Below are 14,381 nucleotides of genomic sequence, written 5' to 3' on the forward strand. Positions count from 1 at the left end.
CCCCGAAAGCATGGCAGGCTCTCCTCATCGCGAGCCTGAAGCCGAGGAGAGTGAATCCTTGCGGTCCGACGCCAACATCGCGGGACCGATGACCGATCCGGTCCCCGGTCCCCGAACCGAATCGGCGGGGGAGGATGTTTCACGTGAAACACCGCCCCCGATGGACGACACCCCCATCGGTCGTGCTGCCCAGCTGGCAGTAGAGGCGCTGGGCCGTGCCGGCGAGGGTCTTCCCCGCCCGGCCGAGACGCGTGTGATGGTGGTCGCCAATCAGAAGGGCGGCGTGGGCAAGACGACCACGACGGTCAACCTTGCCGCCTCCCTGGCGCTGCACGGTGCCCGCGTCCTGGTCATCGACCTGGACCCGCAGGGCAACGCCTCGACGGCACTCGGCATCGACCATCACGCCGAGGTTCCCTCGATCTACGACGTCCTGGTGGACAGCAAGCCGCTCTCCGATGTGGTGCAGCCGGTCATGGACGTCGAGGGCCTCTTCTGCGCCCCGGCCACCATCGACCTCGCCGGCGCGGAGATCGAGCTGGTGTCCCTGGTGGCACGTGAGAGCCGCCTCCAGCGGGCGATCCAGGCCTATGAGCAGCCGCTGGACTACATCCTGATCGACTGCCCGCCCTCGCTCGGTCTCCTCACGGTCAACGCCATGGTGGCGGGCGCGGAGGTCCTGATCCCCATCCAGTGCGAGTACTACGCGCTGGAGGGGCTCGGACAGCTCCTGAAAAACGTCGACCTGGTACGAGGGCACCTCAACCCGGCGCTCCACGTCTCGACGATCCTGCTCACCATGTACGACGGCAGGACGAGGCTCGCCTCGCAGGTCGCCGACGAGGTGCGCAGCCACTTCGCCGAGGAGGTGCTGCGGACCAGCATTCCGAGGTCCGTCCGCATCTCGGAGGCGCCGAGCTACGGGCAGACGGTCCTCACCTACGACCCGGGCTCCAGCGGCGCCCTGTCGTATCTCGAAGCGGCCCGTGAGATTGCCCTGCGGGGGGCCGCCGTGCACTACGACCCGCAGCACGCCCATGTAGGGCACCAGAACAACCAGCGCAGCATGGCGGAGGGGATCCAGTGAGTGAGCGACGTAGGGGATTGGGGCGTGGGCTCGGTGCGCTGATCCCCGCTGCTCCCCAGGAACGACCGGTCGAGCGCGGGGTGGCCGCCGCGAAGCTGACGACGCTGCCGCGGAGCCCGCAGGCCCCGGAGTCGGCCCCGACGTGGAACGAACCCGAGCCGGTGGCTCTGCCGGAGCCTCCGGCCGGGGCCTACTTCACCGAGCTTCCGATCGATGCGATCGTTCCCAACCGGCACCAGCCGCGTGAGGTCTTCGACGAGGACGCGCTGGCGGAGCTCGTCACCTCCATCAAGGAGGTCGGCCTGCTCCAGCCCGTGGTCGTGCGCAAGATCGAGGCCGACCGCTACGAGCTCGTCATGGGTGAGCGTCGTCTGCGGGCTTCGACGGCGGCGGGCCTTGAGCGGATCCCGGCGATCGTCCGGGACACCGACGACGAGAAGATGCTTCTGGACGCGCTCCTGGAGAACCTTCACCGGGCCCAGCTGAACGCGATCGAGGAGGCCCACGCCTACGAGCAGCTGCTCAAGGACTTCGGCTGCACCCATGACCAGCTCGCGGAGCGGATCGGGCGGTCCCGCCCGCAGATCTCCAACACGCTGCGTCTGCTGCGGCTCTCCCTGCCGGTGCAGCGCCGGGTCGCCGCCGGAGTGCTCTCCGCGGGACACGCGCGGGCCCTGCTCGGTGTCGAGGACCCGGAGGCCCAGGACAAGCTGGCGTACCGGATCGTCTCCGAAGGCCTCTCGGTGCGCAGCGTCGAGGAGATCGTGAGTCTCATGGGTTCCGAGGAGCCCGCGTCGGCGGCCAAGCCGAAGGGGCCGCGGGCCGGCGCCCGGGTCTCGCCCGCGCTGACGGACCTCGCCACCCGGCTCTCGGACCGCTTCGAGACCCGCGTGAAGGTCGACCTGGGGCAGAAGAAGGGCAAGATCGTCGTCGAGTTCGCCTCGATGGACGATCTGGAGCGGATCCTCTCGACCCTCGCTCCCGGCGAGGGACGGGTCCTGGGGCGCACGAACGCCGAACAGGACTCCGAGGGCTGATCCTCCCGCTCGCCGAGACCGCCCAGGGCGGGCCGTGCTCCGGTCTTCACCGGAACGCGGCCCGCCCTTTGCCTGTGAGCGGTATCGCCCCGATCGCCCGATCGATACGATTCCGAGAGGCGTATCCGTGCTCGATGGCGAGGGAAACGAGGAGCAGCCGTGGGGCGTCGGCTCGTACCGCTCACCCTGGACAACCTTCCGGATCTCCCCAAGCGGTGTCGCTCCTGTGTCTTCTGGGAGCTCGACCCGGTCAGTGGTGAGGCGGCGGTGAAGGCGGGGCGCCCGGAGCTGGAGAAGGAGGCCTGGATCTCGGGCGTTCTCCTGGAGTGGGGCTCCTGTGGCCGGGTGGTCTACGTCGACGAGGTGCCGGTCGGTTACGTCCTCTACGCTCCCCCGGCCTATGTGCCGCGCTCGACGGCCTTTCCGACGAGCCCCGTGGCGGCGGACGCCGTCCAGCTGATGACGGCATGGATCATGCCGGGCTATCAGGGGCAGGGCCTGGGACGGGTGATGGTGCAGACGGTGGCCAAGGACGTGATGAGGCGGGGCTTCAAGGCGATCGAGGCGTTCGGAGACGCCCGGTGGAAGGAGCCGGCCTGTGTGCTGCCGGCCGACCATCTCCTCGCGGTGGGCTTCAAGACCGTCCGTCCGCACCACGCCTTCCCTCGGCTGAGGCTGGAGCTCAGGACGACGCTCTCCTGGAAGGAGGACGTCGAGATGGCCCTGGACCGTCTGCTCGGCGCCGTGCAGAAGGAGCCCGCTCTGCGACCGCTCTAGCGCGGAGGACGAGAACGGCCCGCCCCCTGTCGGGGACGGGCCGTTTCACGTGAAACAGGGGACAGGTGTCAGGCCTTGTCCTCGACGAAGCCTGCCAGGTCGCGCAGGATGGCGGCCTTCGGCTTGGCGCCGACGATGGTCTTCACGACCTCGCCGCCCTGGTAGACGTTGAGCGTCGGGATCGACATGACGCCGTACTTGGCCGCCGTGTTCGGGTTCTCGTCGATGTTGAGCTTCACGACCTCGATCTCGCCGTGCTCGGAGGCGATGGCCTCCAGCGACGGGGCGATCTGGCGGCACGGGCCGCACCAGGCAGCCCAGAAGTCCACGAGGACGGGCTTGTCGCTCTTGAGGACGACTTCCTCGAAGTCTGCGTCGGTCACGTTCTTCAGGGCGCCGGCCACGGCGACCTCCTTATTTCGCGGGGTGTGAGGTGGGGAGAGACGGGGGTGGTCAGACCGCGGGGGTCTCGGCCAGCTTCTCGCTGTCGGCGAGGGCGGCCAGGAAACGCTCGGCGTCGAGTGCGGCGGAGCAGCCGGTGCCGGCGGCCGTGATGGCCTGACGGTAGGTGTGGTCGACGACGTCACCGGCGCCGAAGACACCCGTGAGGTTCGTGCGCGTCGACGGGGCGGCGACCTTGAGGTAGCCCTCTTCGTCCAGGTCCAGCTGGCCCTTGAAGAGCTCGGTCCGCGGGTCGTGGCCGACGGCGATGAAGAGGCCGGTGACGGGGAGCGCGCGGGTCTCGCCGGTCTTCGTGTCGCGCAGGGTCAGACCGCTGAGCTTCTGCTCGCCGTGGATCTCGGTGACCTCGCTGTCCCAGGCGAAGGAGATCTTCGGGTCGGCGAAGGCGCGCTCCTGCATGGCCTTGGAGGCACGCAGGGTGTCCCGGCGGTGGACGATCGTGACGGACTTGGCGAAGCGCGAGAGGAAGGTGGCCTCCTCGATCGCGGTGTCGCCGCCGCCGACGACGGCGATGTCCTGGTCCTTGAAGAAGAACCCGTCGCAGGTGGCGCACCAGGAGACACCGCGGCCGGAGAGCGCGTCCTCGTTGGGGAGGCCGAGCTTGCGGTGCTGGGAGCCGGTGGTGACGATGACGGCCTTCGCGCGGTGCACGGTGCCGGCGGTGTCGGTGACGGTCTTGATGTCACCCGTCAGGTCCACGGCGATGACATCGTCCGGGACCAGCTCGGCGCCGAAACGCTCGGCCTGGGCCCGCATGTTGTCCATCAGGTCCGGTCCCATGATTCCGTCACGGAAGCCGGGGAAGTTCTCGACCTCGGTGGTGTTCATGAGGGCGCCACCGGCGGTGACGGCACCCTCGAAGACCAGAGGCTTCAGCGACGCTCGGGCTGTGTAGAGCGCAGCGGTGTAACCCGCGGGACCGGAGCCGATGATGATCACATTACGGACGTCGCTCACGGGTTTCTTCCTCGTCTCTGCAGACTGCCACTGCCTACGGGGGCGGTTGTCTCGGTCGCTCTCACCCCACCCAACGGATCCTAAGGGGCGTGCATTCCCGAGACCGCCGCGCGGCACCGTGGCCGGGCGGGAAGAGAGGTCAGGAGCGAGGGTACGTCCTGCTGAGGAGGAGGTCGGCTACCGGGCTTCCGCTCTCCGTGGGCCGCTGGGCGCACGAGGCGTCGAGCACGTAGGCCTGGACCCGTGTGCTGTCCGTCGGATCCGTCAGGACGAGCAGGTAGGCGGGTGTGCCCTGGTATTCGCCCCGCTCGTAGCCGAGTACGCCGTCGCTGCGGCCGGTGCCTGCCAGGACGCAGCCGGGGACGGCGTTGTCACTGTGGCGCTGGGGAGTGTCGCCACCGGACTCGGCGGACATGGATTCGGGCCCGATCCCCTGGGGGGTCTTGGGCGCGCGGTTCTCGGTGAGGAGAGCGTGGACGCGGTCCTCGACGGGCGCGCCGGAGAAGGGGCTGAGGGTGGCTCCCGCGATGGCGTCGGCCTTCTTGGTGTCCTGGTCCGCGCTGCCGGCGGTCAGGTTGCCCGCCTGACTGAGGTACAGGCTCGTTCCGAGCACCATGGCTCCGAAGGCGGCACCGATCGTGGAGAGCAGCGTGATCCGGCGTCGGCGGGGCTTTCCGGGGCGTCCGGGGCCGGTGGCGGCCCGGGGGCGTCCGGCGGGGCGGTCCGCGACCGGGGAGGGGGCTGCGGGAGAGGCGGTCTCGGCCGAGGAGCGCGATGTTTCACGTGAAACAGGGGCGTCGTGCTCCGGGGAGGTCGCGTTGAGGAGGGCCTCGGCGGCCAGGGCGGCATCGATCCGCCCGGCGATCTCGGCGGGCATGCGGGGCGGCCCCGGCAGGGTGCCGAGCAGGCCCCGGATCTCCTCCAGGGAGGACCGTACGTCGGCGCAGAGGGGACAACCGTCCAGATGCCGTCGTACGGCCGCCGAACGGGTCGGCGAGAGCAGCCCCTCGGTCAGATCGGAGATCTCCGAGACGTCCGGGTGCTGTGTGGTGTCGGCCCTGCCGGCCGTGGAAGTCACGTGCGCCCACCTCCGCCCTTCACAGCAGCTGGATCTGTCGGTCCGGTATCCGTCGGCCCCGGCACCGGTGGGACGGATGTCCCCGGCGTCCGGTTCCTTCCCCCTTCGGTGGCCTCGTTACCCACGGTGTCGGCGCGCAGATGAGTGACCATCGGAAGGAGGCGTGCCCGTCCGCGTGCGCAGCGGCTCTTCACGGTCCCGGTGGGGACGCCGAGGATACGGGCCGCCTCGGCGACGGGGTATCCCTGCATGTCGACCAGGACGAGGGCGGCGCGCTGGTCCGAGGGCAGCGTGGCGAGCGCGGCCAGCAGCTCCCGGTGAAGGTCCTGGCGCTCGGTGGGAGCCTCGGCGGACTCGTGGGGTTCGAGGAGCTGCTCGAACCGGTCGGTGTCGTCGACCGACGAGGTCTTGCGGGAGGCGGTCTTGCGGGCGCGGTCGATGCAGGCGTTCACCGTGATGCGGTGGAGCCAGGTCGTGACGGCCGACTGGCCACGGAAGGTGTGGGCGGCCCGGAAGGCGGAGATCAGCGCGTCCTGGACGGCGTCGGCGGCCTCCTCGCGGTCCCCCAGGGTCCGCAGGGCCACCGCCCACAGCCGATCCCGGTGGCGCCGCACGAGCTCACCGAAGGCGTCGGGGTCCCCGGCGACATGACGTGCCAGAAGTTCCCGGTCGTCCACTGCGTCTATCGGACGGTCCAACGGTGAGCCCCCTCCCCTGTGGTCGTCAGCCCATGACCTTGACTTCGGTCAGCTGGCCGCGGAACTCGCCGTCGGTGAGAGGCAGCTCCGTCAGCCAGACCAGAACGTAGCGGGTCGTGACCGGCTTGGTGAGCTTCAGCTTCACATCGCTGCCGACTTCGGACGCCTGGGTGGTGAATCCTTCGGCCGTGGACGGCACCGAGGAGGCGCCCTCGGGCGCCGTGCGGACCTCCACCGAGGTGCGTCCCACGAACGACAGGTCGACCTCGCTGACCTTCTGGGACGAGCCCAGGTCCAGCACGATCCCGACGCCGGGCTTCTGGTTGCCGAGGTTGGCGCTGGCGTAGTTCTTGGTGTGCCAGAAGGTGCTCGGATCACCGTCGAAGGCGTTCGCCACGGACTCCGGGTACTCCTCGCCGTTGCCCCCGGGGGGCGGGTCGAAGTCCTGGGCGGACGAGATGGCGATCGGCTTCGACAGCGCGGGCTTCTCGTCGGCCGAAGGGTGCACTATCGGCGTCTCGTCCTTGGACTCCGGCGCGAGGAGACGGTCCGCGATCTGCCAGCTGCCGAGGCCCAGGGCGGCGATCAGCAGTGCCGAGACGGCCCACTTCAGCGCCTTGCCGGTGCGGCTCTGCAGCGGGGGCGGCGGGACGACGACCGGCTGGGTGACCTGGGGGCGCGGCTGGGGGCGTCCGTAGGTGCCCTGCTGGTACGTCGTGTGCTGGTACTCGGGCGGGGCGGTGAACTCCGGCTCCGGCGGCTTGACGCGGGGCATCGCCGCCACGGCCCTGGCCAGCTCGTCCGGGGTGGTGCAGGGGGGCTCCTGACGCGAGGCGGTGGCCCCGTCGTTCGCCAGGGCACGCATGGCGATCTCCGAGAGGCCGCGGTGGACGCCCGCGCGCACCTGGTCGGGCGGGAGTAGCCCGACGCCCTTGGGAAGGCCGGAGAGGCCGTGGGCGTCGTTCTCGTACGGCCAGCGCTGGGTGAGCGCGGCGTACAGCAGGGCACCGATGGCCTCGGTGTCGCTGCGCTGCGGACGCTCGGCGGTGATGCCGCGCAGGGCGGCGTTCACGGCCAGGCCGCGGATCCGGTACTGGCCGGTGGAACTGCGCAGCACGGCGCTCGGCGTGAGTCGGAGGTGGGCGAGGCCCTCGCGGTGGGCGGCGGCCATGGCCTGGGAGACCTGGCTGACGAGCTGGTACGCGTCGTGGGGCTCCAGGGGGCCGGCCGCGAGCAGCGCGGTCAGCTCGGTGGAGTCGGGCAGCCACTCGTGCACGACGTACACGAGGTCGTTCTCCTCGACGGCGTCGAGGACCTGGACGAACCGGGGGTCGCCGAGGAGGGCCGAGGAGCGGGCCGCGGCCAGCACCGACCGGGCCCTGGGGTGGTGGGCCGGCAGCAGGTGGACCCCGACCGCGCGGCGCAGCTTCTCGTCGACGGCGCGCCAGCTGCTGAACCCGTCCAGACGGGTGACGCACTCCTCCAGCCGGTAGCGTCTGGCCAGCTTGTGGCCGCTGTGCAACTCGGGTGCCGTGATGGGGGGCTGTTCGCCGCTCTGTCGTTCGACCGCCTTGCTCTCCGTGGCCTCGGCGGTCTTCTCCGCCGTCTTCTGGTCTTCCGCCACCCCGTCGGTCGCGGCCGTGTCCGCCTTGGCGGTCAGCGGGTCGTCACCGCTGTTGTCGGCCACGTCGACGGCAGCCGTGCTACGTTCCGCCACCGTCGTTCCTGCCTCCCCATCCGTTGCGCCACATCCAACAGCCAAGCCAATTGTGCCCACAGTCGGACGCTATGCACGACACGCGGTCCCCGCCGATGGTTGTGCGGAACCGATGGTTCAGCGTCCCAGACGGCCGCGGACCATGCCGACCAGGCTGTTGAGCTCCGCGATCCGCATGCGCTTCGCCGCGACGAAGAAGACGCCGAGGAGCACCGCCCCGCCGACCACGAGGGCGGCGAGCGAGCCCAGGGCGCCCTCGCCGAGCAACTTCAGCAGACCGAAACCGACGGCGCCGGCGACGATCGAGGCGGGCACGGAGGCCATGCAGAGCCGTGCGTAGGTCCGCATCACGTGGGTGCCGTCCAGGTCGCCGCCCAGCCGCTTGCTGAGCCTGCGCCACGCGATGCCGACGCCGACGGCGTAGGCGAGCCCGTACGAGGCGGCCATGCCGACGACCGCCCACTGGGCGGGCAGGACGACGTAGCAGATCGCCGAGGCGGCCGCGTTGACGGCGGCCACGATCACCGTGTTGTAGAAGGGCGTCCGGGTGTCCTCGTAGGCGTAGAAGCCGCGGAGCACGACGTACTGGACGGAGTAGGGGATCAGGCCGAGGCCGAAGGCCATCAGGATGAAGCCCATGCCCTGGGCGGCCTCGACGCCGCTGGAGGCGTAGAGCAGGGTGCACATCGGGACGCCGAGCGCCAGGAAGGCGAAGGAGACCGGGACGATCGCGACGGCGGAGTTCCGCAGGCCCTGCGAGATGTCGTCCCGGACGGCGCCCGGGTCGTCGTCGTGGGCGGCGCGGGAGATCCGCGGCAGCAGCGCGGCCATGACGGAGACCGTGATGATGGCCTGCGGCATGCCCCAGATCAGCTGGGCGTTGGAGTAGGCGAGGAAGCCCGCACCGTTCTTCCCGGACTCCTCACCGGCGGCGGTGGCGAGCTGGGTGACGACCAGGACGCCCGCCTGGTTGGCGAGCACGAAGAGGACGGTCCACTTGGCCAGCTTGACCGTCTTGCCGAGCCCGTGGCCCTTCCAGTCGAAGCGGGGACGGAAACGGAAGCCCGTCTCGCGCAGGTACGGGATCATCGCCAGGGCCTGGACGACGAGGCCGAGCAGGGTGCCGACGCCGAGCAGGCGGATGCCCTCGTCCGGAATGGTCTGCACGCCCATGTGGGACTCGGCGGAGGTGCCGTAGACCCAGATGAACAGGCCGAAGGTGACGATCATGACGATGTTGTTGAGGACCGGGGTCCACATCATCGCGCCGAACTTGCCGCGGGCATTGAGGATCTGTCCCATCACCACGTGCACGCCCATGAAGAAGATCGTGGGCAGGCAGTAGCGGGCGAAGGTCACGGCCACGCTGTTGGCCGCGGCGTCGTCGGCGATGGTGTTCGACATCAGCCGGATCAGCAGCGGCGCCGCGAAGACGGCCAGGGCCACGATGAGGCCGAGCGCCACCATGACCAGGGTGAGCAGACGGTTGGCGTAGGCCTCGCCGCCGTCCTCGTCGTTCTTCATCGAGCGGACGAGCTGGGGGACGAAGACCGAGTTGAGGCCACCGCCGACGGTGAGGATGTAGATCATCGTCGGCAGGGTGTAGGCGATGGTGAAGGTGTCGCCGAGCAGGGCCGCGCCGAGCGCGCCGGTGATCACCAGGCTGCGGACGAAGCCGGTCAGCCGGGAGACCAGGGTGCCGGCCGCCATCACCGCGCTCGACTTCAGCAGCCCGGAGGCGCGGCCGGACTTCTTGGGGGCGGGCGCGGGCAGCGGGTCCGGCTCCGGGGTGGGCGGGGGCACCTGTCCGGGCGCCTGCTGGTCCCGGTAGAGGTGCGCGAACGCGTCCGGCTCGGGCGTCTCCTCACCGGCCCGGGTCACCAGGTCGTCGACGCCGGTGAACTGGACCGTGCGCGCGTCGTCGCCGTACGGCAGGTGGCGCGAGGGGCCGTCCGGCTCGGGCGCCGGGGTCTGTGCCCACACCCGGGGGTCGGGGGCGTGCTGCGGCGCGGCCGGCTGCTGGTAGAGCGCGTGCGGGTCCTGGTAGGTGCCGGGCGGGGGCGGCGGGTGCGCGGCGCGGTCGTAGAGCGCCTCGGTCACCGGGTCCTGCGCGGACATGTCCTGGGCCCGGTACGGGTCGTGGGCGTAGGCGTCCTGGACGTACGGGTCCTGCGTGTAGGGGTCCTGTGCGTAGGGGTCCTGGCCCTGTGGATTCTGGGCGTGGGGGGCCTGCCCCTGTGGGGGCGTCACCGGCGGGTGGCCGGCACCGGGAGGCACCGCGGGCGTCCCACCGGACGGCGCCGGGCCGCCCGCGTCCTGGCCGCGGTCACCGTCGTACGGCGCGTTCATGGTTACCCCACCTCATCGTCCCCGGCCGACCGGCCACGACATCGCTCAACGGTCCACTTTCTCACCCGGGCCCGACGGGTCACCGCTTTCGGGTTCGGTGTCCGGTGTCGGGTCACTCGGCTGCACGGGTTCGTCCCCGCGGGACTCCTCCTCGCCGGACTCGTCCTGGCCGGGCTCCGAACCGGTGTCGTCCTCGGCGGCCTCCGCCGCCTCGGCCTCGGCGTTCCGGGCGGCCACCCGCTTGCGCTGGCTGTACATGCGCACGCCGGCGAGAACGAGGAGGAGGACACCGCCGGCGATCACGAGCATCACCGTGGGAGTGATCTCGGAGACCTTCACGGTGAAGTCCATCGGCTGTCCGTACGGGGTGCCGTCCGCGGTGTAGAGCTGGGCCGTCATCGGTACCTGGCCGTTGACGTTCGCCGAGGCGGTGAACTTCACCGACTGGCTGTGTCCGCCGCCGACCTTCACCGGGAGCTCGGCGTACCTGTCGCCGTCCAGCTCCAGCCGGTTCTTGTTGGCCGAGGTGAGGCGCAGCACCAGGTTGTCCACGTCCTGGAGCAGCTTGTTCTGGACGGTCACGGGGATCGTCGCGCTGCGGCCGGAGAGCGTGAGGTCCGACTTGTCGACGAGTTGGACGCCCTTGGTGAGGGTCTGCAGGTAGTCCAGGACGTTGTTCCGGTAGATCGCGGCCGCCCGGGCCTCACCGCGCCAGGAGGTCGACATCTCGCGGTTGATCGCGTTGCCGAACGGTGTCACGACGCGTTCCGGCTGGGTCAGGATGACCTTGAAGTCGTCCAGCTCGTCCCGGGTGGTCTTCATGTCGCGGAAGGCCTGGACCGGGAGCTCCCGGTCGCGCAGCGCCTTCGGGTAGCGGGAGCTGCTCGGCACCGTGGTGGAGGCGTCCGGGTCCGGCTTGGCGGCGGCGGCCGCGAGGAGGTCGGTCGGCTGGGTCCAGCGCCGGCCGGAGAGGCCCTCCAGGGCGGTCGCCATGGCCTGCGCCTGGGCGACGGTCGGCATCCGCTGGGGGGCGACCACGACGCTGCGCTGGTCCTCCGGCTGCTCCAGGGTGATCGCCAGGGACTGGGCGAGGAACTCCTGGACCGCGAGCGTGGAGCTCTCCGCGCGGACCATGTCCCCCTCGAAGGCGGTGGACAGGAGCGCGTCGCTCACCACGGCCGTGGTGCTGCCGTTGCCGAGGGGACGGGCGGCCGTGGGCGTGTAGGGGAGGTCGTCGCGGACGCTGTCGCTCCGGGCGATCACCTTGTCGGCGCCGGCGGAGGTCGCGACCGCCGCGATGGAGGGGTCCACGGCTCCGTCGGCGGGCCAGGCGAAGTCGGTGGACGCCGGCACGTGGAGGACGGTCTCGACCGTCATACCCGCCAGGGCGGTCGCCGACTGGAGATGGCCGAGGGAGCCGGGGACGTCCTTGCCCCGGTGGGCCAGCGAGGCCAGGTCGGGGTCCGCGAAGGGCAGGGCGACGACCTTGTGCCCCTGGACCGCCTTCTCCAGCGCGTTCAGCCACCGCTCGGCGACGGCCTGGTTCCTGCCGGGGACGTCCAGGTCGCCGTCCTTGACGCGGTAGCCGTTCGCCATGGCGTCGACGGAGGCCAGCAGGTCCGGGTCGACCACCCAGGTGACCGGCAGGTTCTTGCCCAGCGAGACCAGCTGGTCCAGTCGCCCGCCCGGGCGCAGCTCGGCCGCCAGGGCGTCGTCCTCGAAGACCGGGGTCTGCTGGTCGTCCGTGGCCGTCTGCGCCGAGACGTGCGCCGAGGCGATCAGCGGCCAGAGGTAGGCGATCTGGGTCTTCTTCTCGGTGGCCTCCGGCTGGTACGGCAGGAAGGTCCGCTCGATGCCGAGCACCCGGTCGTACTGCCGGTCCGAGGTCTGTCCGGTGAGGGAGACGCCCAGCTGGTAGACGCCCTCCTCGTCGAGGCCGAGCTCGGAGACGGGGACGGACAGTGAGAAGTCGGTGCTGAGGCCGGCCCCCAGCCGGGGGATCTTGACGGCGGGGGCGTCCTGGAGGGGAGCGGGGTCGCTGTCGTTCCGGAAACCGGTACGCCCCGTGACCTGCTCGATCTCGCTGCGGCTCGTCATCCTCGGTCCGACGCGCAGGTTCACGGTCGCACCGGTGACGGTCTTCTTCCCCCGGTTGGTCACCGTGCCGGTGACGGTGACGGTGTCGCCCGCGACGGGAGCGCTCGGGGCCAGCGTGTCGAGTGACACATCGACGGTCCTGGAGCCGGTGCCGTCCTCGGCGGCGGCCGTCGGAGCGGCGACGACCGGGGCCTGGAGCAGACCGGCGAGGAGAGGCGCCCCGAAGGCGACGGTGATTGTGCGCCGCAGCCATCGGCGGGCAGGTGAGGGACCGGTTCCCTGGATGTCTGCCGCCTCGGCCACGCGTTCGCCCGTCCTCGTCGTTGTCTGTGGTGCCAGTGGTGTCGGTGGTTCCCGGTTGCTGTGTCCAGGCATGGTAACGAGGCACGCCGGGGGCAAGTGCCGGGGAGTGCTCCAGCCGATCTTCGACCGACCGCCGCCGACACCGCCGGGCACCCCGCCCGGCGGAGAGCGGACGCCGGGCGCCCTCACCCGGCGGAAAACAAGGACATCGCGGTGAGCCGGGGCACGTACCCTTTTCTGTTGTGCCGAACGCCAACGAAGACACCCCGACTGCACTGAGCCAGGTGCAACGCCGCGCGGTCAGTGAACTGCTGCGTGTGTCCCCTGTCGCCGACGACCTCGCCCGCCGTTTCCAGGAGGCCGGGTTCAGCCTCGCGCTGGTCGGCGGATCGGTGCGGGACGCGTTGCTCGGCCGGCTCGGCAACGACCTGGACTTCACCACCGACGCCCGCCCCGAGGACGTACTGAAGATCGTCCGCCCCTGGGCCGACGCGGTGTGGGAGGTCGGCATCGCCTTCGGGACCGTCGGCTCCCAGAAGGAGGGCTACCAGATCGAGGTCACCACGTACCGCTCGGAGGCGTACGACCGGACCTCCCGGAAGCCCGAGGTCTCCTACGGCGACTCCATCGAGGAGGACCTCGTCCGGCGTGACTTCACCGTCAACGCCATGGCCGTGGCTCTCCCCGAGAAGGAGTTCATCGACCCGTACGGCGGTCTCGAGGACCTGTCCGCCCGGGTCCTGCGCACGCCGGGTACGCCGGAGGAGTCCTTCTCCGACGACCCCCTGCGCATGATGCGGGCCGCCCGGTTCGCCGCGCAGCTGGACTTCGAGGTCGCCCCCGAGGTCGTGGCGGCCATGAAGGAGATGTCGGGCCGGATCGAGATCGTCTCCGCCGAGCGCGTCCGTGAGGAGCTCAACAAGCTGCTGCTCTCGGCACACCCCCGGAAGGGGCTCGGGCTCCTCGTGGACACGGGCCTCGCCGAGCACGTGCTGCCGGAGCTGCCGTCGCTGCGTCTGGAGAGTGATGAGCACCACCGGCACAAGGACGTCTACGAGCACTCCCTGACCGTCCTTGAACAGGCGATCGCCCTGGAGACGGACGGCCCCGATCTGGTGCTGCGGCTTGCCGCTCTGCTCCACGACATCGGGAAGCCGCGCACGCGTCGCTTCGAGAAGGACGGCCGGGTCTCCTTCCACCACCACGAGGTGGTCGGCGCGAAGATGACCAAGAAACGCATGACCGCGCTCAAGTACTCCAACGAGATGATCAAGGACGTCTCGCGGCTCGTGGAGTTGCACCTTCGCTTCCACGGTTACGGGAGCGGCGAATGGACCGACTCGGCCGTGCGGCGCTACGTCCGGGACGCGGGACCGCTGCTCTCACGGCTGCACAAGCTGACCCGTTCGGACTGCACCACGCGCAACAAGCGCAAGGCGGCAGCGCTCTCCCGGACCTACGACGGCCTTGAGGAGCGGATCGCCCAGCTCCAGGAGCAGGAGGAGCTGGACGCGATCCGCCCCGACCTCGACGGCAACCAGATCCAGGAGATCCTGGGCATCGGACCGGGACCGGCCATCGGCCAGGCGTACAAGTTCCTGCTGGAACTCAGGCTCGAGAACGGGCCGATGGAGCACGACCAGGCCGTCGCCGCGCTCAAGGAGTGGTGGGCAGCGCGCGACTGAGCCGGGACGGCACCCGGACGGGCCGGTGTTTCACGTGAAACACGGACCCGCTCGGCGCTCTGGAGGGGTGGTGTTTCACGTGCATGCCCGCCCGTCATTCCGCCGAACAGCTCGCCCGTGACCTGTCCGTCCGG

At 70.5% G+C, this 14,381-nt stretch carries 11 protein-coding genes; 4 read left to right on the forward strand and 7 right to left on the reverse strand.

The genetic code is table 11. The features are described 5' to 3' along the window. Positions 1 to 10: 10 nt before the first annotated feature. From ABZ318_RS12360 to ABZ318_RS12370, 3 genes are all read left to right on the forward strand, one after another. Entirely contained in the window at positions 11 to 1,087 is a 1,077-nt protein-coding gene (locus ABZ318_RS12360) for a ParA family protein (RefSeq protein WP_356902404.1), read from the forward strand. After that, the gene (locus tag ABZ318_RS12365) at positions 1,084 to 2,124 is read left to right on the forward strand and encodes a ParB/RepB/Spo0J family partition protein (RefSeq protein WP_356902405.1); all 1,041 of its coding nucleotides are present in this window, start codon (positions 1,084 to 1,086) and stop codon (positions 2,122 to 2,124) included. The genes ABZ318_RS12360 and ABZ318_RS12365 overlap by 4 nt, the downstream gene beginning before the upstream one ends. Before the next feature lie 159 nt (positions 2,125 to 2,283). Further along, on the forward strand, positions 2,284 to 2,901 hold the full coding sequence (locus tag ABZ318_RS12370; protein ID WP_225801995.1) for a GNAT family N-acetyltransferase: 618 nt from the start codon (positions 2,284 to 2,286) through the stop codon (positions 2,899 to 2,901). Between the two features lie 68 nt (positions 2,902 to 2,969). On the opposite strand, the gene trxA is transcribed toward ABZ318_RS12370, so the two are convergent. The 7 genes from trxA to ABZ318_RS12405 all read right to left on the reverse strand — a co-directional run bounded on the left by trxA (position 2,970) and on the right by ABZ318_RS12405 (position 12,562). Continuing rightward, positions 2,970 to 3,305, reverse strand: coding sequence for a thioredoxin (gene trxA / locus ABZ318_RS12375; protein ID WP_356902406.1), 336 nt, complete (start codon positions 3,303 to 3,305; stop codon positions 2,970 to 2,972). A gap of 49 nt (positions 3,306 to 3,354) precedes the next feature. Then, positions 3,355 to 4,320: a thioredoxin-disulfide reductase gene (gene trxB / locus ABZ318_RS12380; protein ID WP_356902407.1), complete on the reverse strand. Its 966-nt coding sequence runs from the start codon at positions 4,318 to 4,320 to the stop codon at positions 3,355 to 3,357. Positions 4,321 to 4,459: 139 nt separating this feature from the next. Continuing rightward, complete coding sequence (locus tag ABZ318_RS12385) at positions 4,460 to 5,398, reverse strand: zf-HC2 domain-containing protein (RefSeq protein ID WP_356902408.1); 939 nt, start codon at positions 5,396 to 5,398, stop codon at positions 4,460 to 4,462. After that, positions 5,395 to 6,075: an RNA polymerase sigma factor SigM gene (gene sigM / locus ABZ318_RS12390; protein WP_356902409.1), complete on the reverse strand. Its 681-nt coding sequence runs from the start codon at positions 6,073 to 6,075 to the stop codon at positions 5,395 to 5,397. Before sigM ends, ABZ318_RS12385 begins: the two co-directional genes overlap by 4 nt. Before the next feature lie 46 nt (positions 6,076 to 6,121). Continuing rightward, on the reverse strand, positions 6,122 to 7,813 hold the full coding sequence (locus ABZ318_RS12395; protein ID WP_356902410.1) for a protein kinase family protein: 1,692 nt from the start codon (positions 7,811 to 7,813) through the stop codon (positions 6,122 to 6,124). A 117-nt stretch (positions 7,814 to 7,930) separates the two neighbouring features. Further along, positions 7,931 to 10,162: a murein biosynthesis integral membrane protein MurJ gene (gene murJ / locus ABZ318_RS12400; RefSeq protein ID WP_356902411.1), complete on the reverse strand. Its 2,232-nt coding sequence runs from the start codon at positions 10,160 to 10,162 to the stop codon at positions 7,931 to 7,933. Between the two features lie 45 nt (positions 10,163 to 10,207). Next, positions 10,208 to 12,562, reverse strand: coding sequence for a DUF6049 family protein (locus ABZ318_RS12405; RefSeq protein WP_356902412.1), 2,355 nt, complete (start codon positions 12,560 to 12,562; stop codon positions 10,208 to 10,210). A gap of 242 nt (positions 12,563 to 12,804) precedes the next feature. Here ABZ318_RS12405 and ABZ318_RS12410 point away from each other — a divergent pair, with 242 nt between their 5' ends. Next, positions 12,805 to 14,247 carry a CCA tRNA nucleotidyltransferase gene (locus ABZ318_RS12410; protein WP_356902413.1) on the forward strand — a complete coding sequence of 481 codons (1,443 nt, stop codon included), beginning with the start codon at positions 12,805 to 12,807 and terminating at the stop codon, positions 14,245 to 14,247. The last annotated feature ends 134 nt before the right edge of the window (positions 14,248 to 14,381 follow it).

It is taken from the genome of Streptomyces sp. NPDC006197 (assembly GCF_040613865.1).
GTDB lineage: Bacteria > Actinomycetota > Actinomycetes > Streptomycetales > Streptomycetaceae > Streptomyces.